General features: G+C 64.3%; 22 protein-coding genes. 10 read left to right on the top strand and 12 right to left on the bottom strand.

Annotation, left to right across the window (positions count from 1 at the left end; translation table 11 throughout):
- A partial coding sequence (locus CEJ45_RS23805; protein WP_088757465.1) for an HAL/PAL/TAL family ammonia-lyase occupies positions 1–1188 on the top strand: 1188 nt, incomplete at its 5' end.
- Positions 1189–1309: 121 nt separating this feature from the next.
- On the opposite strand, the gene CEJ45_RS23800 is transcribed toward CEJ45_RS23805, so the two are convergent.
- From CEJ45_RS23800 to CEJ45_RS23785, 4 genes are all read right to left on the bottom strand, one after another.
- Entirely contained in the window at positions 1310–1990 is a 681-nt protein-coding gene (locus tag CEJ45_RS23800; protein ID WP_088757464.1) for a Fe2+-dependent dioxygenase, read from the bottom strand.
- Between the two features lie 153 nt (positions 1991–2143).
- On the bottom strand, positions 2144–4402 hold the full coding sequence (locus CEJ45_RS23795) for a catecholate siderophore receptor Fiu (protein WP_088757463.1): 2259 nt from the start codon (positions 4400–4402) through the stop codon (positions 2144–2146).
- A 444-nt stretch (positions 4403–4846) separates the two neighbouring features.
- On the bottom strand, positions 4847–7126 hold the full coding sequence (locus CEJ45_RS23790; protein ID WP_088757462.1) for a catecholate siderophore receptor Fiu: 2280 nt from the start codon (positions 7124–7126) through the stop codon (positions 4847–4849).
- Positions 7127–7450: 324 nt separating this feature from the next.
- On the bottom strand, positions 7451–8269 hold the full coding sequence (locus CEJ45_RS23785) for an outer envelope protein (RefSeq protein ID WP_088757461.1): 819 nt from the start codon (positions 8267–8269) through the stop codon (positions 7451–7453).
- Between the two features lie 250 nt (positions 8270–8519).
- Between CEJ45_RS23785 and uraH the strand changes: the two genes are divergently transcribed.
- Positions 8520–8873, top strand: coding sequence for a hydroxyisourate hydrolase (uraH, locus tag CEJ45_RS23780; protein ID WP_088757460.1), 354 nt, complete (start codon positions 8520–8522; stop codon positions 8871–8873).
- Here uraH and CEJ45_RS24865 read toward each other — a convergent pair.
- A complete protein-coding gene (locus CEJ45_RS24865; RefSeq protein ID WP_158214940.1) occupies positions 8858–8995 on the bottom strand; it encodes a hypothetical protein in 138 nt (45 codons plus the stop codon). The two genes, uraH and CEJ45_RS24865, sit on opposite strands and share 16 nt — an antisense overlap.
- 180 nt (positions 8996–9175) lie before the next feature.
- On the opposite strand from CEJ45_RS24865, the gene CEJ45_RS23775 reads away from it, so the two are divergent.
- The 4 genes from CEJ45_RS23775 to CEJ45_RS23760 all read left to right on the top strand — a co-directional run bounded on the left by CEJ45_RS23775 (position 9176) and on the right by CEJ45_RS23760 (position 14191).
- Positions 9176–9472, top strand: coding sequence for a DUF3649 domain-containing protein (locus CEJ45_RS23775; RefSeq protein WP_088757467.1), 297 nt, complete (start codon positions 9176–9178; stop codon positions 9470–9472).
- The gene (locus CEJ45_RS23770; protein WP_088757459.1) at positions 9469–11124 is read left to right on the top strand and encodes a PepSY-associated TM helix domain-containing protein; all 1656 of its coding nucleotides are present in this window, start codon (positions 9469–9471) and stop codon (positions 11122–11124) included. The genes CEJ45_RS23775 and CEJ45_RS23770 overlap by 4 nt, the downstream gene beginning before the upstream one ends.
- Positions 11121–11486, top strand: coding sequence for a DUF3325 domain-containing protein (locus tag CEJ45_RS23765; protein WP_088757458.1), 366 nt, complete (start codon positions 11121–11123; stop codon positions 11484–11486). Before CEJ45_RS23770 ends, CEJ45_RS23765 begins: the two co-directional genes overlap by 4 nt.
- A gap of 374 nt (positions 11487–11860) precedes the next feature.
- Entirely contained in the window at positions 11861–14191 is a 2331-nt protein-coding gene (locus CEJ45_RS23760; protein WP_241517421.1) for a TonB-dependent receptor, read from the top strand.
- A 104-nt stretch (positions 14192–14295) separates the two neighbouring features.
- Here CEJ45_RS23760 and CEJ45_RS23755 read toward each other — a convergent pair whose 3' ends face one another.
- The 7 genes from CEJ45_RS23755 to CEJ45_RS23725 all read right to left on the bottom strand — a co-directional run bounded on the left by CEJ45_RS23755 (position 14296) and on the right by CEJ45_RS23725 (position 20268).
- Positions 14296–14484, bottom strand: coding sequence for a hypothetical protein (locus CEJ45_RS23755; RefSeq protein ID WP_034333213.1), 189 nt, complete (start codon positions 14482–14484; stop codon positions 14296–14298).
- A 390-nt stretch (positions 14485–14874) separates the two neighbouring features.
- Positions 14875–16188, bottom strand: a complete 1314-nt coding sequence (locus CEJ45_RS23750) for a tetratricopeptide repeat protein (protein WP_088757456.1) — start codon at positions 16186–16188, stop codon at positions 14875–14877.
- Between the two features lie 41 nt (positions 16189–16229).
- Positions 16230–17858 carry a methyl-accepting chemotaxis protein gene (locus tag CEJ45_RS23745; RefSeq protein WP_088757455.1) on the bottom strand — a complete coding sequence of 543 codons (1629 nt, stop codon included), beginning with the start codon at positions 17856–17858 and terminating at the stop codon, positions 16230–16232.
- A gap of 19 nt (positions 17859–17877) precedes the next feature.
- A complete protein-coding gene (locus CEJ45_RS23740) occupies positions 17878–18348 on the bottom strand; it encodes a DoxX family protein (RefSeq protein WP_088757466.1) in 471 nt (156 codons plus the stop codon).
- Positions 18349–18368: 20 nt separating this feature from the next.
- A complete protein-coding gene (locus tag CEJ45_RS23735; RefSeq protein ID WP_088757454.1) occupies positions 18369–19124 on the bottom strand; it encodes an HvfC/BufC N-terminal domain-containing protein in 756 nt (251 codons plus the stop codon).
- Positions 19121–19972 (bottom strand): MNIO family bufferin maturase, encoded by an 852-nt coding sequence (gene bufB / locus CEJ45_RS23730; RefSeq protein WP_088757453.1) that lies wholly within the window; start codon positions 19970–19972, stop codon positions 19121–19123. Before bufB ends, CEJ45_RS23735 begins: the two co-directional genes overlap by 4 nt.
- 20 nt (positions 19973–19992) lie before the next feature.
- Positions 19993–20268, bottom strand: coding sequence for a BufA1 family periplasmic bufferin-type metallophore (locus CEJ45_RS23725; RefSeq protein WP_034336271.1), 276 nt, complete (start codon positions 20266–20268; stop codon positions 19993–19995).
- A gap of 237 nt (positions 20269–20505) precedes the next feature.
- Between CEJ45_RS23725 and CEJ45_RS23720 the strand changes: the two genes are divergently transcribed.
- From CEJ45_RS23720 to CEJ45_RS23705, 4 genes are read left to right on the top strand one after another with little or no spacing between them, the layout of a single operon-like run.
- Complete coding sequence (locus tag CEJ45_RS23720; protein WP_241517420.1) at positions 20506–21171, top strand: DUF1109 domain-containing protein; 666 nt, start codon at positions 20506–20508, stop codon at positions 21169–21171.
- 14 nt (positions 21172–21185) lie between these two features.
- Entirely contained in the window at positions 21186–21815 is a 630-nt protein-coding gene (locus CEJ45_RS23715) for a sigma-70 family RNA polymerase sigma factor (RefSeq protein WP_088757451.1), read from the top strand.
- Entirely contained in the window at positions 21812–22453 is a 642-nt protein-coding gene (locus CEJ45_RS23710; RefSeq protein ID WP_088757450.1) for an NrsF family protein, read from the top strand. The genes CEJ45_RS23715 and CEJ45_RS23710 overlap by 4 nt, the downstream gene beginning before the upstream one ends.
- Before the next feature lie 18 nt (positions 22454–22471).
- The gene (locus CEJ45_RS23705) at positions 22472–23050 is read left to right on the top strand and encodes a chlorite dismutase family protein (protein ID WP_088757449.1); all 579 of its coding nucleotides are present in this window, start codon (positions 22472–22474) and stop codon (positions 23048–23050) included.
- The last annotated feature ends 135 nt before the right edge of the window (positions 23051–23185 follow it).

Genomic DNA, 23185 nt, shown 5'->3' with positions numbered 1-23185 from the left:
GGCGACCTGGCACCGCTGGCGTATCTGGCAGCGGCCATCGCCGGGTTTGATGAAGCCGAGGTGATGTATCAAGGCCAGCGCATGCGCGCCACGCAAGCCATCGAGCAAGCCGGCATCGGTCCGGTCAAATTTGATCTCAAGGCCAAGGATGCCTCAGCCCTCATCAATGGCTGCACGGCTTCCCTTGCGGTGGCCATCCTCGCTGCGCACGATGCCCGCAACCTGCTGACCGATGCCTGCCTGTCGCTGGGGCTGACCCTGGAAGCGATGCGCGCCGAGATGTCGGCCTTCGATCCGCGCATCCAGATGGCCCGTCCGCATGCGGGGCAGATCAAGACGGCCGAAGTCATCCGTACTTTGTTGAAGGGATCCACCCGTACCACGCATGAAGCACGCGCCGTGCAGCTGCCCGATGAATTGCGCCGCACCGATATCCCTTACACCGCGCGCATCCAGGATGTGTACTCGCTGCGCTGCGCACCGCAGGTGTATGGCCCGGTCTTCGATGCGCTGGACTACATCGACACCATCATCGAGAAGGAAACCAACTCCGCCACCGACAATCCGCTGATCTTCAGCAAGGAGGACGGCGAAGGTTTCGAAATCATTTCCGGTGGCAACTTCCACGGCCAGTACCTGGCGCAGGCGATGGACTTGCTGGCCATGGCGATCACTGACCTGGGCAGCATCTGTGAACGTCGCATCGCACGCCTGATCGATCCGACCCTGTCATGGGGCTTGCCGCGCAACCTCATGAGCGGAGTGCGCGGGGTCAACACCGGCTATCCGGTGGTGCAGTGTTCCATGAGTTCGCTGGTGATGGAGAACCGTACCCTCTGCATGCCGGGCAGCGTCGACAGCATCCCCTCCAAGGGCAACAGCGAGGACCACATTTCCAACTCGACCTGGTGCGCCCGCAAGGCCATGACCGTGGTGCAGAACACGCAATACATCGTCGGCGTGGAAATGCTGCTGGCGGCACAGGCGCTGACCATGACCGAAGACTTGCTCAAAGGCTTCCAGCTGGGGCAGGGTACGCAGGCGGCTTATGCGGAGATCCGCCGCCAGATCCCGGCCTGCCTGGATGGCGATCGCTGGTTCCATGATGACGTGCGCGCTGCGCATGACTTTGTGGTCAGCGGTTCGGTGCGGGAGGCGGTGATGAGTGCGATCGGGCGTTTCGTCTGATCCCGCGCAGGCTTGCATGAGAAAGGCCGTCCGCTGCCATGCCGGACGGCCTTTCCATTTGGCGCATCGAAATGCTCAAATCAATATAAACGGTATAAAACAAATAAACGATTCGGTGGCGTCAGACATCCGCCCACTGCCGCAGCAGGTTGTGGTAGTGCCCGGTCAAGCCGACCACTTCCTCGCTATCTCCCAGCTTCTGGCGCAGGCTGTAGATGTTGCGGTCCAGCTCGAAGAGCATGCTGCGCTTCCAGTCGTCGCGGATCATGCTCTGGGTCCAGAAGAACGAGCACACCCGCGCCCCGCGCGTGACCGGTTCCACCCGGTGCAGGCTGGTGGAAGGATAGACGATCAGGTCGCCCGCCGGCAGCTTCACTTCGTGGGTGCCATAGGTATCGACGACCACCAGTTCGCCGCCCTCGTATTCGTCCGGATCACACAGGAACAGCGTGGAGGACACATCGGTGCGCAGGCTGCCCGCGCCATTGGGCAGGTTGCGCACCGAACCATCCACGTGCAGGCCGTAATGTTCGCCACCCTCATAGCTGTTGAACAGTGGCGGCATGGTCTTCTTGGGCAGGGCCGCGGCAAAGAAGAGGGGATTCCTGCGCAGCGCCTCGAGGATGATCTCGCCCAGCTGGAAACCCAGCGGCGAATGTTCCGGCAACTGCCGGTTGCGCTTGACGCGCGCTCCCTGGTCGCCCACGGTCTCGCGGCCATCGACCCAGCCGGCGCGGTCCAGCTCGGCACGAATGTGGCGCACCTGGTCGGCGCTGAGGACTTCCGGGATGTGCAGCATCATGATGAAATTCTCCTGTCGCTAATGAAAAGGCCCCTCCGGTGAAGGAGGGGCCGTCAAGTCTGGCTGATCCATGACTGGACTCAGTCGGCACCGTTACTTTAGGCAATGCCGGCCGTAACGTGACTGAGCCAGATCAAATCATCGCGAGCGGACTCAGAACTTGAAGTTGGCCGTCAACGCCACCGAACGCGGCGTGCCCGGGGTGTAACGATAGCCGCTCTTGTTGATGGCCGCTACGTAGTCCTTGTCGAAAATGTTGTAGATGTTGAGCTGGAGATCAACGTTCTTGTTCACGATGTAACCCACCATGCCATCGAAGACCCAGTAGCTGTTGGCGTACTTGGGCGTACCGACCGCACCGTCGGTGCCGCGCAGCAGCGAACTGACGTAACGTGCACCACCGCCGACGGTAAAGCCCTGGGGCAGGCGATAGGTGGCCCACGAGGTGAAGGCCTGCTTGGGCGTATAGGCAAGATTGTTCTCGCCGGAGGCCGTGGTGATGGCACCGCTGTTGACCTTGGTATCCATCCAGGTGTAGCCCGCAGCCAGCGACAGGTTGCTGGTCACATCGCCCGTCACGCCCAGCTCGACGCCTTGCACGGTCTTCTTGCCGGTCTGGAAGTATTGCAGCGAGGTCGGATCCTGCTCGACTTCATTGGTCACTTCAGTGTGGAACAGGGCGGCAGTGACGGCCAGCTTCTTGTTCAGCAGATCCCACTTGGTCCCCAGCTCGGAGGTCTTGGTCTTTTGCGGGGCGTAGTTGCTGTTGGCCGCGCTGTTGGCCGAGGCCGACAGGGCGAAGTTGCTGCCGCCCGGGGGCTGCTGCGAGGTCGCGTACAGGGCGTAGATGCTGCTGTAGTCGGTCGGCTTGAAGATCGCGGCCAGCTTCCAGTTGAACAGGTTGCCCGAGGTCGACAGGTTGGTGATGGTGCCGGCGGCGTTGGAGTAATACGTGGTGCGATAGTGGTCTTCGCGGATACCGGCATTGATCGACCACTGGTCGTTGAACTTGACGGTGTCGAACAGGTAGGCCGAGACGGTGTCGGTCTTGCCATCGTTGTAGCCGGTGGCGCGGATGGAATAGGTGCCGGAACCGAAGTTGGGATCCGGGTTGTACAGGTTGGCTGCCGGCAGGGTGCCGGTCGCGGTGAAGGACGTGGCGTGCTGCTTTTCCTGGGTGAACTCGACGCCGCCCACCAGGGTGTGCTGCAGGCTGCCGCTCTTCAGGTTGGCCGTCACGTTGGTCTGGTTGGTGAGGATCTCGTTGGACTGGTCCTTGCGGGTAGGCAGGTTGCGCGCCAGGGTCCAGCTCGACAGGTTGGTCGCCGAAGGCGTCACCAAGCCGGCGGCACGGGTGCTGCTGGCAGCCGAGGCCATGAAGGAGGTCAGGAAGTAATCCTGGCTGGTCTTGGCGTAGCGGGTGGTGTTCTGCAGCTTCACGTCCTGCGAGAAGTCATGCTCCAGGCGGGCGGTGAACATGTCGGCCGTGACCTTGTCGTAATCGTTCACATTGCCGTAGAAGTTCTTCGAGGACACGCGCGGTGCGCCCGAGATGTAGGGGCGTGCCGGATCCGGCGAGGTATAGCCGGGCAGGCCGATGGTGGGCACGCCGCCGTCGGGCACGTTGTCCTGGTCGATGTGCAGGTAGTTCAGGAAAACGCGGGTCGGGCTGTTCAGGCCAAAGGCCAGCGAGGGTGCCACGCCCCAGCGGTCGTTCTTGACTTCGTGACGGCCGGGAACGCCGCTGTCCTGCTTCATCACGTTCAGGCGCATGGCGATGCCGCGCTCTTCATCCAGGACCTTGTTCCAGTCGGCGGTACCGCGCTTCTGGTTCCAGCTGCCGTAGGTGGCGGAGGAATTGAAGAAGTTCGTCATCTCGGCCTGCTTGGTGACCATGTTGATCGAGCCGGTCGGCGAGCCGCGTCCGTTGTCGGTGCCCGCCGGGCCCTTCAAGACTTCCACCTGCTGGATATTGAACATGTCGCGCGAGATCGAACCGAGGTCGCGCACGTTGTCCACGAAGATCGCGCTGGAGCTGTCGAAGCCGCGCATGTAGATGGCGTCGCCGGTGTTGGTCGAACCGTTCTCACCGAGATAGAAAGTGCCGACGCCCGGGCTGTTGCGCAGCGCTTCGGTCAGCGTGGTGGCGCCTTGCTGGTCGATCAGCTGCTTCTTGATCACGGTCAGGGTCTGCGGGGTGTCCACCAGCGGTTGGCTGTATTTGGCCGAGGAGGCCTTGTCGGCCTTGTAGTCCGATTCCTGGGTGGCGGTCACTTCGACCTTGGGCAGGGTGCTGCTGGTCTGGGCATGCACGCCCACGGCCGGCAACAGCAGGGCGCCGGCAACGGCGGCCGACAGTCGGGTCGAAGCAAAGGCAGGCTGCGCGTGCTTGCGGCTCTTGATGTAACTCATGGCAAGGTTCCGAGAGAAAGTGTTGAGGGTTCTCTTGGCTGGCTATGAGTCGTACGGGCAATCCCGGTCTCGTGAGACCGGGCAGGCTCCGCCGGATGGCTGGCGAGATTGTAATTTTGTGTATCCCGTTTCTGTCGTGATGTATCGAATTCTTACGGGATTTTTACAATTATAGACTTGCTACAAATAAAAGTGATTCTTATTCTGGAAAATTTTCTATTCCCTTTTGCCGTTCGTTTTGGCCCACATTGATGGCATCGTGCGCAAAGCCGCGCCAGATCGGGCAGTCGGCAGCGATCCTCCGGATTTTTCATTTGTTGTGCAAAAGATACGAAGCCTCAGGGCATCGTACCTGGCGATGGCCTGAGGGCTGGGGATGGGATGGTGAGGGGAGGGAACGTCAACGGTGGCGGCAGGGCGCCGCCACCGGTCGCGGCTGCGGGATCAGAAGCGGAAGTTGCCCGTCAGAGAGACGGCGCGTGTGCCGCCGGGGGTGTAGCGGTAGCCGCTCTTGTTGATCGCGGCGGCGTACTGCTTGTTGAACAGGTTGGTCACGTTGAACTGCAGCTCCACGGTCTTGTTGATGGCATAGCTGGCCATGGCATCGACCAGCCAATAGGCATCGGTCCTGGTGGGCGTGCCCAGCGCATTGCTGTCGGTGCCACGCAGCAGGCCATCGGTGTAGCGCAGGCCGCCGCCGAGCGCCAGGCCCGGTGCAGCGCGCCAGGTGGCCCACGAGGTCAGGGACTGGCGCGGCGCGTAGGCCAGGTAGTTCTCGCCGTTGGCGGTGACCACGCGGCCCTTGTTGACGCGACTATTCATGCGGCTGTAGCCGGCGGTGAGCGAAATGTCCCGTGTGAGCTCGCCGGTGACGCCCAGCTCCACCCCTGCGGTGCGCTTCTCCCCGACCTGGAACCAGGTATCGGCCAGCGTTCCCGGCTCGATCTCATTGTGTACATCGGTGCGAAAGAGCGCGGCGGTGACCGCCAGGCGGCGATCCAGCAGGTCCCACTTGGTGCCGAGTTCCGCGGTACGGGTCTTTTGTGGTGCGTAGTCGGGGTTGGATGGATTCCTGCGGCTGGCGCTCAGGGAGAGATTGTTGCCGCCCGGCGGCTGCTGGGAACTCGCCAGCAGGGCGTAGAGGCTGCTGTAGCCGGTGGGCTTGAAGACAGCCGCCAGTTTCCAGCTCGGTAAATTGCCCGAGGTGTTCAACGCCGTGGCGGTACCGGAGGCGATCCCGTTGAAGGAGGTCCGGTAATGGTCCGCGCGCAAGCCCAGGTTCAGTGACCAGCGCTCGTCGAACTTGAGCGTATCCAATACGTACAGCGAGAGGGTATCGATCTGCCCTTTGTTGCGGCCCGTGGTGCGGATGTTGACTTCCGACTCGTTGAAGCGCGGATCCGGCTGGTACAGGTTGGCCGGTGGACGGAAACCGTCCACCGTGAAGGCCAGCGCATGCTGGCGCTCGCGCGTCAGTTCCAGTCCGCCGACCAGGGTGTGCCGGATCGCGGCGGTGTTGAACTGGGCGGTGGCGTGGGTCTGGTTGCTGAGGATTTCATTGGCCTGGTCGCGCCGGGTGACGATGTTGCGCGCCAGTTCCCAGGTCGCCAGATCCGTGGCCGACGGTGTGCGCAGGCCTGCCTTGAACCGGCCGCGGTCGGTACCGGTGGCGATGAAGGAGGCCAGGCGGTAGTCCTGGTCGGTACGGGCGTAGCGGGTGCTGTTTTCCAGCTTCAGGTCGGGACTGACATCGTGTTGCACCCGCAGGGTGTACATGTCGGCATTGACCCGGTCGTAATCATCGACGTGGCCGTAATAATTGCTCGGGTTCACCTTCGGTGCCCGCGAAATGAAGGGCCGGTTCGGATCCGGCGAGCTGTAGCCGGGCAGGCCGATGGTCACCACGCCGCCATCGGGGGCGTTGTCCTGCTGCATGTGCACGTAGTTGAAGAAGATCCGGGTCGGCGTATTGAGCCCCCAGGCCAGCGAGGGCGCGAAGCCGTCGCGGCTGCTGTGCACCTGGTGGCGTCCGGGTACGCCGCTGTGCTGTTTCATCAGGTTCAGGCGCAGCGCCAGGCCTTGTTCCGGGTTCAGCACCTTGTTCCAGTCGACGGTGGCACGCTTCTGGTTCCAGCTTCCATAGGTGCCGCTGGCGGTGACCGCGTCGGCCAGTTCGGGCTGTTTGGTGACCAGGTTGACGGAGCCGGTCGGCGCGCCGCGGCCGTTGTCGGTGCCCGCGGCCCCTTTGAGGACCTCCACCTGTTGGAGATTGAAGACGTCGCGCGAGATCGTGCCGAGGTCGCGCACGTTGTCCACAAAGATCGCGCTGGAGATATCGAAGCCGCGCATGTAGACCGTGTCGCCGGTACTGGTACTGCCGTTCTCGCCCAGGAAGAAGGTTCCCACGCCGGGCGTATTGCGCAGCACCTCGGTGAGGGTGGTGGCAGCTTGCTGCTCCATCAGCGGGCGCTTGAGGATCTGCAGGGTCTGCGGGGTGTCCAGCAGTGGCTGGCTGTACTTGGGGGAGGCGGATTGTTCGGCCTTGTAGGGCGATTCCTTGACGGCATCGACCTGTACCGAAGGCAGTTTGGCGCCACCCGACTGGGCCTGCGCGCTAGCCGCCGGCAGCAGCAGGGCGCCGGCGAGTGCCGCCGACAGACAGCCGGCAGGAGAGAGGACGGACGGGGGTGAAGTGGGGTGCTTGCGACTGGTGATGAAGCTCATGTCAGGTTCCAAGAGTAAGGGTGGCGAAATCTCTTGGCTGGCGAAGAGCGATGTACGGGGCGATATGAAGCTTTGTGAAAAAAGCGGGAAACGCATCCGGGCAAGGGCTGGCGGGTAGATGTCAGGGAAATCCGGCCGGCCGCGCATGCGCACCGGGGGTGGATCCAGGCGAGTATAGGAAGCGGGGAGAAAAAAAGAACTCCTGCAAATTTCGATTTTTTGCAGGAGTTTTTGAGTTTAAGAAATTTACTGGGGAAGCTCGATTTTCTTCAATCAGCATCGCCTGGTTCGCCAGAGGGCGCGGCTTCCCCTCGCTCGATCGGATCAGAAGTGATATTCGGCGCGCACCATCGGGGTCTTGGCCAGCGAGCCCGGCACGGTGTGCGGATTGCCGAACTTGTTGCGCCAGTACTGGTATTCCAGGCCCACGCGGAAGGTGTTCTTGCCCAGGCCCATGGCCGTGCCCACGTCGTACATGACCTGGCCGTCGAAGTTGAGCTCGGGACCGGTCGACCCGCCGAATTCGTTCTTGCCCTTGGCAGCGATGTAGTTCATGTAGCCTTCAAAGGCCCATCCGCTGCCCCCCAGCGGGATACCCCAGGCCAGGTTCAGCATCGGGTGCGTGTCGTAGGTATAGCGGCTGCTGATGCCCTTGGGCTGGTTGCTCTCGAACAGCGCCAGCACGCTCACGTTCAGGAAGCCGGGCACATCCATCATCAGGGTCGGACCGACTACCCACATGCGCTTTTTGGAAGCGTAGCTGTTGTCGTTCTTGGTATTCCAGTCAAAGCCCAGGGTCAGGCCCACGCCGCGCGCCGGACCGAAGGACAGATCCTTGCCGCTGATCTTGCCGAGGTCCAGGGTGTGGCGATAGGTGATGTAGGCTTCCTGGGCATTGTCATCCTTGCGGTCCGACATCAGCAGGTCCACGTTCAGGAAGTTGGTGCCGTACTTGTAACCGCTGGCATGCTGGAAGTTGATGATGTTCTTGGTGATGTCCTGCGTATTGAAGGGCTCGGCAAACTTGGTGCCGTAACGGTAGCCGATCGAATTGTCGGCCCAGTCGGCCGCCATGGCGCTGCCGCCCGCCATGAGCAGGACGCCGGCAAGCGTGCCGTGCAGGCGCAGGGATGGAATGGGCATGGTGTCTCCTCCAGTGATGGATGTTTATTGATATAAATGATTTGGTGAATATCGCACTGATGCCGCGCCCGTGGTCTGCACACTGGATGTGGGCTCCGGTTTGGCAGGGGCGGCGCGGTAAGGCATTATGTCCGCTGCAGCGATGGCCGGTATAAGCGCACTCGTATAGGTGCCGGCGGACGGCGGTATATCATCGGCGCTCACGATCACTCATCCTCACTCATCCATTACACAGCGAAAGGACAGCAACATGGGCAAACTGAGCACGCACGTGCTGGATATCACCAAGGGCAAGCCCGGCGCGGGCGTGAAGCTGGCACTCTATGCCGTCGCCGAGGGCGGCAAGACGCTGCTCAAGCACGCCGTCACCAACAGTGATGGCCGCTGCGATGCGCCGCTGCTGGAAGGCGAGGCGCTGCAACCTGGCAAGTACGAACTGGTCTTTGCCGCCGGTGATTATTTTGCGCAACAGGGCGTGAGCTTGCCGGAACCCCGCTTCGTCGATGAAGTGGTGATTGCCTTCGGCGTGGCTGATGCCTCGCAGAACTATCACGTGCCGCTGGTGGTGTCGCCGTGGGCCTACTCGACTTATCGCGGCAGTTGATGATGCGGGCCTGATTCATCTGTTGCGTCGATCAATAAAAATCCGGCTTCTTGCGAGAAGCCGGATTTTTTTTTCGCCACCGTCATGCGCGCGATGGTCGCCAGATGAGTGCGGCCAGGCATGAACGGCGTTCTCCTGGTGATGCGAGTAGAGCGCTTTGTGCAGCAAGCGGACTTGTCCAGCCGTCGCAGACTCCATATAATTGATAATCATTCTCAAATAAATTGGAGGCTTGCCTGCGGCCGGGTCCGGCTGCAGCGCGGCTCCGTCTTCCGGCTTTCACTTTCATGGTGCCTGACAAAATGACTTCTGCGGCCCCGTCCGCCTTGCGCTACCGGTTGGCCGTGCTCTCGCGCACGCTGGCTGCCGTGGGCGGCGGCTACGTGCTGACCACGCTGGCGACGATGGTGGCGGCGCGTTTCCTGCCCATGGGGCGGGCCGATGCGGTGATGACGGCGACCATGTTGTCCTTTGCGGTCTTCACGTGTGCCGTGATCTGGGTCTTCGCGGCCCGCAGTGCCTGGCGCGCCTGGTGCGGGCTGGCCGTGCCGGCCCTGGCGCTGGCGTTGCTGGCCTGGTTCGGACGGGTGCTGCCATGAAGGAAGGCTTGCGGCAGTCCATGGCCTGGTTGCACACCTGGTGCGGGCTGCTGGTGTGCTGGGTATTGCTGCTGGTGTTTGCCGGCGGCAGCGCCAGTTACTTCAAGGAAGAGATCAGCCTGTGGATGATGCCCGAGCTGCACGCCAGCGCTGCCGCGCCGGTAACGCAGGCGCAAGCCATCGAACGTGCAGCCGCTTATCTGCAGCAACGCGCGCCGCAGGCCGAGCGCTGGTTCATCACCTTGCCGGACGAACGCAGCGTGGCCATGCGCGTCGGCTGGATCGCGCCGCCTCCTGCTGCCGGCAAGGAGGCAGCGGGTTCCCCGCGCAGCCGCTTCAAGAGCGAGCGTATCGATGCCGCCACCGGCCAGCCTTTGGCGCGGGTACGTGATACGCGGGGCGGCGAGTTCCTCTATCGCCTGCATTTCGACCTGCATTACCTGCCGGTGCAGTGGGCACGCTGGATCGTGAGCGTGTGCGCGCTCTTCATGCTGGTGGCCATCGTCAGCGGCGTGATCACGCACCGGCGCATCTTTGCCGATTTTTTCACTTTCCGCCGCAACAAGGGCCAGCGCTCCTGGCTTGATGCGCACAATGCCACGGCAGTGCTGGCGCTGCCTTTCCACCTGATGATCACCTACACCGGCCTCATCACGCTGATGTTCATGATCATGCCGTGGGGCGTGCAAAGCGCATATCGCGACCAGGGCGGCGAGAAGGCCTTCTTCGAGGAAGTGTTTCCCGGCGGCGCCGGTCGCGTCAAGGCGGCGGGCGTGGCGGCGCCGCTGACCGCGCTGCCAGCCCTGGCCGAACGCGCGCGGCAGCATTGGCAAGGCGCACCGCTGGCGCTGGTGGTGGTCAACAACCCGGGGGATGCCAAGGCGACAGTGGTCGTCACGCGCCAGAAACTGGCCACACTTTCGTCACTGCAACCGGCGCTGCTCTTCGAGGGCGTCAGCGGACGTCAGGTGGCGGCGCTCGGTGAGGCAGTCAGCGCCACGGCGCTCACGCGCGGCGCTTTGGTCGGACTGCACCTGGCACATTTCGCCGATCCCTGGCTGCGTGTGCTGTTCTTCCTTTGCGGGCTGTGCGGCTACCTGATGGTGGCCACCGGTGCCTTGCTGTGGGCCGTCAAGACGCGCCAGAAACAGGCCAAGGCCATCGCCGATGGTGCCCGTGCCGGGTTCGGCCTGCGGCTGGTAGAGGCGCTCAACCTCGGTGCCATTGCCGGATTGCCGATCGCCTTCGCCAGCTACTTCTGGGCCAATCGCCTGCTGCCGGTGGAGCTGGCGGGGCGCGCGCAGATGGAGATCCACCTGTTTTTCGCCGCCTGGGCGATTGCGGCGGTGCTGGCGCAGATCCGCCCCAGCCTGGGCATGTGGCGCCTGCAGCTGGGTGCAGGGGCAGCGCTGTTCCTGGGTTTGCCGGTGCTCAATGTGTTCACGACGCATTCGCACCTGGGCGTGACGCTGCTGCAGGGGCGTGGGCCGTGGGCGGTAGCCGGATGCGATCTCACGCTGCTGGCGCTGGGATCGGCATTGGCGCTGGCCGCACACCTGCTTGCACGGCGTCAGCGTGCATCGCAGGCACGATCGGTGCCGGTGCCGGTACGGCATGCAGCGCATCCTGCCGTCGCGAAGGAAATCGCATGAGCGCCCCGGGCTTCCTGCTGGCGCTGGTGCTGGCTGGCGGCGCATGGAGCGCGCTGGCCATGGCGATGGATCGCCACTACGCCGATATCCACGGACGCGGCGTCGAACCCGCGCCGCCGCTGCGCATGCGCTTGCGCGGCGCAGCCGTGCTGGGCTTGCTGGCCAGCCTGGCCCTCAACGTCCACATGCAGGGCTGGGGCGTCGGCCTGGTGGCCGGGCTGGGCGTGTTGACGCTGGCTGCCCTGTTGCTGGTACTGGCCGTGAGCTACTGGCCTGCGCGCCTGCCTGCGATAAGGCGCGCGCTGCTGCTCGGCGCGCTGCCCCTGATGGTGTGGTGGGTGAGCGCAGTCACTCCTTTCTGATGGCCCGGCGATGTGTTGTGCGGGCATGCAGAAAGCGAGCGGATCTGCGCCGTCGGTTTGATTTGGATTAAGAAGCGCAGCGCTGAAATCGGGTCCAATCACACTTCCTCTCTGTTGTATTTGCGGGCTGCGGCAATATGTCGCAGCCCTTTTTTTTGTCGTTCGTTGCTGCTAACTGCTTGTGTCCAAAGGATTTTCTCCGGATCCACAAGCTGCTCTTGCCGGACGGCAGCACGGCCATGGGATCGCAGCGCACAGGCTGCGTGATAGATTGCGCCGATGAAAAAAACAGGGAGTGCGAACGTCACGGCGGTCGCGGATGCGGCTGCGCGCGCTTCCCTCACAACACCAAGAAAAGCCAAGACATCCTCGCCATGAACACGCTGCCTGTTTGCTCCTCTTCATCTTCATCTTTGTCTGCGCCGGCCCCTGCCGCCTCCCGTGCGCTGCGTCTGCATCCCTTGCTGCTGGCCGTGCTCTGCGCCTGGAGCAGCAGCACCCTGGCCCAGCAGGCCGCCGCCAGTGGCGGCAGCAGCGAGGCCGCGAGCCTGCCCACCATCGAAGTGCGCGGCAGTGGCTCGGTCGCCGAACGCAAGCAACTACCGCAGACCACGGCGAGCGTCACCGCTGACGCCGCAGCCAACAGCATCAACGTCACCGACAGTTCGGATGCACTCAAGTACCTGCCCAGCCTCTCGGTGCGCAAGCGCTACATCGGCGACACGCAGTCGCCGCTGGCCACCCGTACCACCGGCGTGAACGCCAGCGCCCGCAGCCTGGTTTATGCCGATGGCATCCTGCTCTCGGCGCTGGTGAACAACAACAACGGCAATGGCTCGCCACGCTGGTTCATGGTGGCGCCGGAAGAGATCGAGCGCATCGATGTGATGTATGGACCGTTTGCGGCGGAGTATCCGGGCAATTCCTACGGGGCCGTCACCGAGATCACCACGCGCATGCCGCAGCAGTTCGAGGCCAGCATCAAGGCCCAGTATGCGCAGCAGGATTTCAGCCAGTACGGTGCCTCCGGTACCTATCGCGCGCAGGAATACAACGTCGGGCTGGGTAATCGCAGCGGCGCCTTGGCCTGGCGTTTCTCGGTCAATCACCTCGACAGCTACTCGCAGCCGGTCACCTACATCACTGCCGCAAGCCAGCCGGCCGGCACCACCGGCGCCGTGCTGGCGCAGGATCGTACGGGCAAGAATCTGGTTGTGCTGGGGGCGGGCAATCTCACGCATACGGTGCAGGACACGGCGCGGCTGAAGGTTTCGTATGACTTCACGCCCGCGCTCACGGCGACTTATACGCTGGGCTTCTGGCAGAACCAGGCCAATGCCGATCCGCAGAGTTTCCTGAAGAACGCCAGTGGCGCCACCGCCTATGGCAGCGGATTTTCAAGCAACGACGTGGACCAGCAGCAGTGGATGCAGTCGCTGGAGCTGCGCAGCAAGACCGGCGGCGAGTGGGACTGGCAGCTGGCCGCCTCGACCTTGTCCGCCTCGCGCGACCTGACCCGCACTTCCACCGCCGCCTTCCCGGCCGGACAAAGCGGCGGTGCCGGCACCATCGCCGACGCCAGCGGCACCGGCTGGAGCACCGTCGACGCCAAGGGCATCTGGCGCCCGCCAGGCAGTGCCCAGGTCATCAGCTTCGGCGCGCATGTGGACCGCTACACCCTGGCCACGCCGACCTGGAATACCAGCAACTGGATCAGCGGCGGCAACGGCACGCTGGCCTCGGACTCGCGCGGCAAGACCGAGACCTCGGCGCTGTGGGCGCAGGATGTGTGGCGCCTCGCACCTTCGCTCAAAGCCACGCTGGGCGCGCGTTACGAGTGGTGGCGCGCCTTTGATGGCCGCAACGTCTCGACCTCGGGCAATACCGTGTTTGCCGTCAACCAGCCGCAGGTCAGCCACAACGGACTTTCACCCAAGGCGTCGTTGGCCTGGGCCCTTGCCGATGACTGGATGACGACCCTCTCCACCGGCCGCGCGCTGCGCTTCCCGACCGTGGGCGAGCTGTACCAGAACGTGCTGGTCAATGGCGTCTATCTGCAGGCCAATCCGAACCTGAAGCCCGAGAAAGTCTGGTCCACCGAACTGGCCATCGAAAAGCAGTTGCAGGAAGGGCAGGGCAAGTGGCGCATTTCGCTGTTCGAAGAACGGGTGTCCGCTGCCCTGATCTCGCAATCCTCGACCATCGGCAGCGGTGTGGCTTCCTACACGCAGAACGTGGACCGCACGCGCCAGCGCGGCATCGAAGCCGCCTTCGAGCGCAACGATTTGCTGGTGCGCGGCTTCTCGCTCAATGGCAGCGTGACCTGGGTGGATGCTCGCATCCTGGAGAACAAGGGCTATGTGGCCACTACGGCCGGCGCCGCTTCAGTGGGCAAGCGCACGCCCTATGTGCCCGAATGGCGTGCCACGCTGGTGGCCAGCTACAAGCCCGATGACCGCTGGACCTATACGGTGGCCGGGCGTTACAGCGGACGGGTCTATGCGACCGTGGACAATACCGACATCAACACCCACACCTACCAGGGCTTTGACGGCTACACCGTCTTCGATGCGCGCGTGCGCTATCGCGTCGACCTTCACTGGAGCGCTGCGCTGGGCGTGGACAACCTGACCAACCGGGATTACTTCCTCTTCCATCCCTTCCCGCAGCGGACCGTCTTTGCCGAGCTGAAATATGACTTTTGATGAGGGAGGTCGTTGCTGTGGCTGTTGCCATGTGGCCGGGCAGGCCGGAATGAATCCGGCTGCCGGATGAGGTGAGTTGAAGCAGGGCAGTTACGCGGCGTGCTTCAGCTGCCGCGCGCCTTTTCGATGGTTTCGCGGGCGGCTTCCATGAGGGCGGCCGGTTCCGGAGCGTTTGATTCCAGATAGGAATTTTCCAGCGTGACCGAGAGATTGCTCATCTTCTCCGACAATTCCGCCAGCGCCACGCTGAGCTCACACATCAGGGCCGAGATATTTTTGGGTGACTGCGTCATTACGTTTCCTTTTCAGATGTCGCACCTTGATGACCTGTCCACGGCGACGAAGAGGGGGCGTCATCGCGCAGCAAGCCGGTACGTACCAATCGATTACGTCGTGAGCTTCGGATATTCTAAGCCATGCCGAATGCCGGTACGACTGTACCTTGGTATAAAAGTGCGGCAAAAAGTGAATGTTTTTGCGGCGATGTTGCACCGAGGACATGCATCCACGGCTGCGTTGCCGTTCCGGCATGGATGGGGCGGCACCCTTGTCGCTATCCGATGCAGAATCCGTGCCATGGGGCCGACCGGCGGCGCTCTGATGCCGCCGGGGTCATTGCCCGCAAGAACACCTCTGAAAAATATCGGTGACTACCCAGGATGAGGCGTTACCCTGGAACGGCTTCAGCGCCGTGCCACCACCACCAGTCCCGGTACGGGCTGTTGCAATTCCACGCGCAGGCTTTCCTCACGCACCAGCAGTGCTTCCAGTCCGGCGGCGTGCAGGCCCTGTTCCACATAACGGCGCTGGTGGCGGAAGCGTCCGCTGGGATGCAGGTGGTAGGGGGTGTCGCATTCTTCCCCGGCCAGTTCCACGGTGAAGACCAGGTGGCCGCCGTCCTGCAGGGCCAGGTGGGCCGCAGTGAAGAAAGAGGCCAGCTGCCCGCAGTAGATCAGGACATCGCAGGCAGCGATGAGACCATAACGCGCCGGATGAGCCGCCATCCATTCCACCACGTCCGCTTGCGCCAGCGTGCTGTACTGCCGGTGCCGGGCGGCATGACGCAGCATGTTCGCAGAAAGGTCTACCCCCTCCAGCGCCAGCGCATGGGGCGCCAGCACGGGGGCACACAGGCCCGTGCCGCAGCCGGCATCCAGCACGGTCGTGGCTGGCACGCCCTGCAGGACGCACGGCAGAATCTCGCCCAGCACCTGCGGTCCGCGATAGTCGAGATGCGCGACCAGGTTGCTGTCGAAGTGATCGGCATAGTCGTCGAAGCGGCGCTCGATGTAGTCGCGCGGAACGGTATCGCTGGGCAGTCCCGCATAGGCGGCGTGCATGTGGCGGGCGATGGGGTGGTGCGGTTCTTCCTGCAGCCATGCCCGGCATACCTCGGCCGCTTCGTCCAGCCGTCCCAGGAAATAGAACGAGACCGCCAGCAGCTCGCGCGACTTGCCCTCGTGCGGCGGCAGCACGAAGGCCAGGCACTGGTAGCGTGAACTCTGCATGCGGTCTCCCAGCCGGGTGTAGATCTCCGCCAGATGATGCAGGGCCGGCAGGCACTGCGGGTCCCGCAGCAAGGCCTGCTCGCAGGCGTCGATGGCGGGCTGGAGCTGCTGCTGGGCGCGCCGCGTAGCTCCCAGGTTGGTCCACAGCTGGGCATCGTCCGGGCGCAGGGCCAAGGCTTGTCCGTAGGCCAGCGAGGCTTCGTCGAAGCGCTCCAGCGCGAACAGGACATTGCCCAGGTCATTGCACCAGTCAGCATTGGCCGCCGTGCTGCGCGCGGCCTCGTGCATCAGCGCCAGGCCTTCCTCGTGGCGGCCGCACTGGTGCAGCAGGACACCAAGGTAGTGCTGCGCCGGTGCATGGTGTTCTTCCATGGCGAGGATGAGGCGATAGTCTTCCTCGGCCGCATCCAGGCGGCCCGCTGCATGATGGTTGAAGGCCGAAGTGAAGCTTTCTTCGATCAATTCTTCCAGGACCCCGGCAGACGGCATGCTTGTGCTCCTCGTGACGTGATCGCCAGCGCGACGTGAATTCATTGGCTCAACGCGGGAAGCGATGGCAGCGGCAGGGCAACGGCATCGGCCCGTTCAGCTGTTTCCCTGGACCGCTCTGTAGCCAGCGTGAAGACCGCCACCGAGGCCGTGAGCGCGGCAGCCTGTTCGGCCAGGGCGTCGGCGCCCGCCGAGGTCTGTTCCACCAGGGCGGCGTTCTGCTGGGTGGCACGATCCATGTCGGCCAGGCTGAGGCTGACCTGGGAGATGCCCTCGGCCTGCTCGCGGGTGGCGGTGGCGATCTCGTTGACGGTGGTCATGACGTTGCCGAAGGACTGCACGATCTGCACGATGGCCTGGTCGGCCTCCTTGACCTGTTGCGCCGCCTGGTCGACCGAGCCGATGGAGGTGGCGATGAGGTCCTTGACCTCGCGCGCGGCCTCGGCGCTGCGCAGCGCCAGCGAGCGCACTTCCGACGCCACCACCGCAAAGCCGCGCCCCTGGCTGCCCGCACGGGCCGCTTCCACGGAAGCATTCAAGGCCAGGATGTTGGTCTGGAAGGCAATGCCATCGATCACGCTGACGATGTCGGAAATGCGTCCGGCGCCCGCCGTGACCTGCGCCATGGCGCCGGCAATGCCGCTCATGACCTGGCCGCCACGCTGGGCATCACGGGCGGCGTCGGCCGCCAGGGCATTGGTGCGCTCGGCATTGCGGGCATTGTTGCGGACCGCCCCGGAGAGCCGCTCCAAGGTGGCGGCGGTGGTTTCCAGGGTACTGGCCTGGGCTTGCGTACGTTGTGCCAGTTCCCCGTTGCCCTGGGCGATATCGGCCGCGCCGTGATGCAGGTCGCGGGTGGCTTCGCGGATGTCGCCGACGGTGCGGGCCACGCCTGCCTGCATGCGTTGCAAGGCAGCCAGCAACACGCCGATTTCATTGCCGGAGATGCCTTGCACGGGCCGGCTCAGGTCGCCATCGGCGATGCGGTCGAAGTGTGCGGCAGCGCGTTTGAGCGGCTGCAACAGCAGGCGGTCGAACAGCAGCCAGCAGATGCCGATGAGCAGGAGCGATGCCGCCAGCATGGCGCCCGCCAGCAGCGACGCCTGCTCCGAGCGCCGTTCAGAGGCCTGGCGCAGTTCTTCCTTGACCTGTTGGGCATGCTCGATCACGGCGCGCAGGGTGGCGGCGAATTCACGGTCGGCGGCTTCCGCGCTGACGGTGGCGGCCGCGTAGTCTTCCAGCGAGACGTCATAGAGCGCCACCTCGCGCAGGTTCAAGACCTTGACGTAGCTGTCGTAGGCCGCCGAGACGCGCAGCGCCTCGGGTTCGGCCAGCGCTTGCGGCGAGAGTCCCAGGCGATAGCCATCGAAGGCCTTGCGTGCTTCCTGCAGCGCGGCCGAGGCGCGGCGGCTGTAGTCGTTGGACTTGATTTCGTCGCCCTTGACCAGGTTGATGTAGGCGTTGTCCATGTTGATCAGGGTGGAGAGGAACAGCCGCTCGGTGTCGTGCAGGGGCTGGATGTGGCGGTCCGAGAGTTCGATCAGCGCAACCGTTGCGCGGCTGGCCGACCGTGCGCCCTGCCAGGCCATGCCGACGGCCAGCCACAGGGCCAGGGTCAACAGTCCCAATACCAGCACCAGGCCGGTGCGCAGCTTCATTCTGGTCAACATGATGGTGTCCTTTCAGCGGTCAGCGCAGGCCGAAGCGGCGGTCCAGCGACCAGGCACCGCCGCCGCGTGCGACCAGCAGCAGCAACAGTGCGGCCCAGGAGAGATGGGTGGGCCAGGCATCGGGATAGACGAAAATTTCGATGACCGCCGTCATGCCCAGGAGCGCCAGCGCAGCGCCGCGCGTGAACAGGCCAAGGATCAGCAGCAGCGGGAAGAAGTGCTCGGCATAAGTGGCCATGTGCGCGGCCAGGTCGGGCGGCACCAGGGGCGGGTGGTATTCCTCCTGGAACAGGATATAGGTGCTGTCCTTGATCTCGAGGAAACCGCTGACCTTGGTGCGTCCGGAGAGGAAGAAGATCGACGCAATCGCCACCCGTGCCGCCAGGGCCAGCAGGGAATCGCTGATGACGCGGCTGGCCAGGTCAGTGGCACGTGCGCAGAGCGTGCAGCGTGGCCGGGCTTGGTCATCCAGGGTGAGGGGTTGTTCCATGATGTTCTCCAATGCGTTGTTCAGTGAAAGGATGTGAACGTTCCTGCCAGCACCAGCTGGCCCAGCAGCTGGGCGATATCCAGGCCGGGCTCATGCGCCAGCGCCTGCTCGGCCGCGCTGGCGATGCCACAGCCATCGCCGCAGGCCTCCAGGAAGCGCATGCCGCCCAGGCCCAGTGACTGCCACTGCACGTCGCCTTGCGGACGGGTCAGCAGACCGCCTTCGCCTTGCCAATCCGGATCGAGTTCGCAGGGGCCGTCGTCGCGCCGGTTGGCGTTCCAGATGGTGTAGACCGGGTGCAGCGGATCGTGATGCCAGCGGCTGGCCGCGTGCGGCACCAGGGTCACGTCCTGCCCGGCGGCCAATGCCGCATGCAGGGCCGAGACATCCAGCAGCGGATCGTCGGCGGCCAGGTGGGATTCGGTCCAGCAGCGGTCCAGGGCGGCCACGCCGGGTAAATAAGGAAGTTCGGCCGCTGCCTCCAGCGTGCCGAGGAAGCCGGCAAAGCCTTCGCCATAGGCGATCAGGCTGGCCTCGCGGGGCAGGTGCTGCTGCGCGAACGCCAGCGCGGCCGATTCCATCCAGGCACTGCCGACCAGTCGGTGCACCGCAGGATAGTTGGCCAGCAGCGCATCGACGCAGCCCTTGAAGACGGTATTGCGATAGACCGCGAAGGCAGGCTGGGCCAGCAGCGCACCCACAATGGGGTGGTCGCTTTGCCCGTCGAAGAGGGCTTGCAGGAAGGCGTCGTAATAGCGGTGTTCGGGAGCGTTCATGCGGGCTGCTCCTCGCGTGTGTCGATGGCCGGATGCAGCAAGGCGTTGGCGATGTTGCGCTCGGCCAGCAGCACCTCGAAAGCCGGCACGTTGCCATCGCGCTCGATGAGCGTGGGCCGCTCGCCGGTGCGTGCCAGCAGGTGTTGATACAGATCCCAGACGGCAGCGGCAATGGGCGCATCATGCGAATCGACCAGCAGGCCTGGGAGGCTGGCGTCGGCGCTGTGGCCGGCCAGGTGGATTTCGAGGATGTCCGCTACCGGCAGCTGGTCCAGGTACTGGCGGGCATCGAGGCCGAGGTTGGTGGCGCTGACGTGGACATTGTTGACGTCCACCAGCAAGCCGCAACCGGTGCGGCGGACCAGCTCTTGCAGGAATTCAGGTTCGCTCCATTCATGCTGGTCCATGCGCAGGTAGTGCGAGGGATTTTCCAGCGCGATGCGGCGCTTGAGGACATCCTGGGTACGGCTGATGTTGGCAGCCACGCGCGCCAGCGTCTGGCTGGTACGTGGCACCGGCAGCAGGTCGGGCAGGTAGTGCCCACCTGCGCGCGACCAGGCCAGGTGTTCGGAAACGAGTACCGGTTCGATGCGCTCGGCCAGTTGCGCCAGCTGGCGCAGGTGCAGCGGGTCGGGCGCGTCAGGCCCGGCCAATGACAACGACACCCCGTGCAAGGACACCGGATGCTGCGCACGGATGGCCTGCAGCCAGGCCAGGCGCGGGCCGCCGTCCATCAGGTAGTTTTCCGGATGGACCTCGAACCACAGTCCCGGTGCCGTGCAGGCCAGCGCTGCATCGAAATGCTGGGGCTTCAGGCCCAGGCCGGCGGTGATGGGTTGCGTTGTCATGGCCGATGGCTCCGCCAGGATCAGACCGGCTTGAGCGAGCCCATGCCGCGCGGGGTCTTGATGGAGGTGCAGGTGCCGGCCGGGACGTTCTTCCAGGCGTTGCCCTGGTAATCCATCTTGGCGGTGCCGGCGCAGGTGGTGCCTTCACCGGCCTTGCAGTCGTTCTGGCCGGCCATGGAGACGCCATAGCACTTCTCGACGGCAGTCTTGTTCATCGGTTGCTTGTCTTGGGCCATGGCGACGCCGGAGGCGAGGGTGGCGAGGGTCAGGGCGGCGGTGGCGACGAAGTGGTTCATGGTGTGCTCCTAGTAATGGATGAAGTGGAAGTGACACTGACCGGTGCCGTTGCGAATGCTGCGTAGCGTCCGATCTGCTTGTTAATTCGCAGGGAGGGGCTGGCCGGTTACAGGGCGCGGAAACTTTTTTGCAGAAATATTTTTCGCGCCAGCTGTAACCGGAGCGCAGTTGTGAACGAATACAAAAGAGAGCGCGCCATTGCGCAGTCCGCCCGCAGGGGCTTACAGGGGATGTGAATGAAAACGATGGAACTGGTCAACATGCTGGCAGCCGGCACGGGCGAGCCCACCGGCCCCCTCCAGCGCAGCCTGGTGCGCAACGTGGCCGCGCGCATGGCGGTAGCGCTGGCGCTGGGGCTGATGGGGGCGGCCCTGCTGCTGGCCATTCTCTATGGAGTGCGCAGCGACCTGCGCGAACTGTTGCAGCAGCCGCTGTTCTGGATGAAGGTTTCGTTCCCGCTGGCGGCCCTGTTGGCCGGTCAACTGGCGGCCTCGCGCCTGGCCCTGCCGGGCATGCGCATGGGGCTGGCACCGGCAGCAGGACTGTTGTTGCCGCCGGCCCTGCTGTGGCTGGCAGGAGCCAGCTGGCTGGCGCTGGCACCACCCTCGCAGCGGCTGGACCTGCTGCTGGGCAGCAGCTGGGAAGTGTGTTCGGCCAACGTCGCCTTGCTATCGCTGCCGACGCTGGCGAGCATGCTGTGGTTCCTGCGCGGGATGGCGCCCACGCAATTGCGTGCGGCGGGTGCGGTGGCCGGATTGGTGGCGGGTGCACAGGGCGTGCTAGTCTATTCGCTTTATTGCGTAGAGATGGCGCCGCCGTTCTGGGGCGTCTGGTATGTACTTGGGGTGGCGCTGCCGACGGGGGCCGGCGCCTTGTGCGGCCCATGGCTGCTTCGTTGGTAATCGGGCGGCGTTCCATGACTGAAAGTCCTTACCTGTTGGCCACTGGCGGCCCGGCCTTGCCGGAGGAGGCAGCGGACCGTCCCGGCCAGTCCGCGCATCCGGCCGAGGAGCGCCTGCGCACGCTGCTGCTGGCCGGTCTCGATGGCGATGCTGCGGCCTATCGCAACTTCCTCTCCGAACTGAGCGGCCGCCTGCGGGCCTTCCTGCGCAAGCGGCTGGTGCATCTGCAGGATGATGTGGAGGATGTGGTGCAGGAAACCCTTCTGGCCATCCACAATGCGCGCCATACCTATCGCCCCGAGCAGCCGCTGACGGCCTGGGTGCACGCCATCGCCCGCTACAAGCTGATGGATTTCCTGCGCGCCCGTTCGCGTCGCGAAGCCTTCAATGACCCCTTGGAAGAAGAACACGACCTGCTGGCCATTTGCGACGACGAACCGGCCCAGGCGCGGCGCGATGTCGGCGCCCTGCTCGAAGAATTGCCCGACAAGCAGCGCCTGCCGATCGTGCACGTCAAGCTGGAAGGCTTGTCGGTGGCCGAGACGGCGCAATTGACGGGGATGTCGGAATCGGCCGTGAAAGTCGGCATCCATCGCGGCCTCAAGGCCCTGGCCCTGAAGATCCGGGAGAAATTGCAACCATGAAGACTGAAGACCTGATATCGATGATGGCCAGCGGCGTGGCGCCGGTGGACCGCCGCTTGCCGGTAAAACAGATGGCCCAGGCCCTGGCGCTGGGTGGCCTGGGTTCGCTGTTGCTGATGTTGAAGATCTACGGGCTGCGTCCCGACCTGGCCGTGATGCTGGGCGTGCCGCTGTTCTGGATCAAGCTGGCCTTTCCCACCACGCTGGCCGTGGGCGCCATGCTGGTGCTGCGCCGCCTGGTGCGTCCGGGTTTGCGCGTGGGCGCGCGCTGGGCGGGCATCGCCTTGCCCAGCCTGGCGGTGTGGCTGGGGGGCGCACTGGTGCTGCTCAGTGCGCCGGCGGTGCAACGTCTGCCGCTGTTGATGGGGATCAGCTGGCGCAGCTGCCCCTTCAACATCGCGCTGCTGTCCATTCCGCTGTTCATCGGCATCTTCTGGGCCGTGCGCGGCATGGCCCCGACCCGGCTGCGCCTGACTGGTGCGGTGGCTGGCCTGCTGGCCGGCGCCACCGCCACCATGGTGTATTGCCTGCATTGCCCGGAAATGGGCGTTCCCTTCTGGGGCGTCTGGTACTTCCTGGGCATTCTCATTCCGGCTGCGGTGGGTTTGCTGCTGGGACCGCGCCTGCTGCGCTGGTAACTTCTTGAGGGACAAGGCATGAGTGTCATCCAGACCGCCTTCGTGGCGGGTACCCGTGGCGCCTGGCGTATCGAGCGCATCACCGCTGTCACGGGCCAGGCGCTTGCCCAGGCCGACCGGCTGGCCGTGGTTGGGCCGGACGAGGCCGGCGATGTGGCCGCCGGCGCGCAGTGGCGCCTCGATGGCGCCACCGGCCATCCGCGCTATGCCACACGGCAGGAGCTCGATACCCTGGCAGCGGTACAGCAGGGGCTGGGCAGGCCGGAGGCACGCTGTGCGGCGCTCATCCCGATCCGCAAGAACCCGGCCTGGTGGGCCCTGGGCCAGGATGAACGGCGCGCCATCCTGGAAGAACAGTCGCACCACATTGCCATCGGCCTGGAGTACCTGCCGCCCATCGCACGCCGTCTTTATCATGCGCGGGAGCTGGGCCAGTCCTTCGATTTCCTGACCTGGTTCGAGTACGCACCGCAACACGCCGACGCCTTCGAAGAACTGGTGTCGCGCCTGCGCCAGAGCGCGGAATGGCGTTTCGTCGAGCGCGAGGTCGATATCAGGCTGGTCCAGGACGATCCCACCCTGCAAGGAGTTGTTTGATGAGTCTGCTTTCCCTGTGGCAGCGTGCCACGCGCAAGAGCGCTAAAGTGGACCCATCCGTCAAGACAGCGTTTGCCAGAATTTAAGCTGCATCCATGACTTCACTTGCAGCAGAACAGCGCTGCCCTGATCCTG

Source organism: Herbaspirillum aquaticum, assembly GCF_002213425.1.
GTDB classification, from domain to species: domain Bacteria; phylum Pseudomonadota; class Gammaproteobacteria; order Burkholderiales; family Burkholderiaceae_D; genus Herbaspirillum; species Herbaspirillum aquaticum.
Note: the sequence above shows the minus strand (reverse complement) of the source record. Positions and strands in the feature narration are given on the sequence as shown.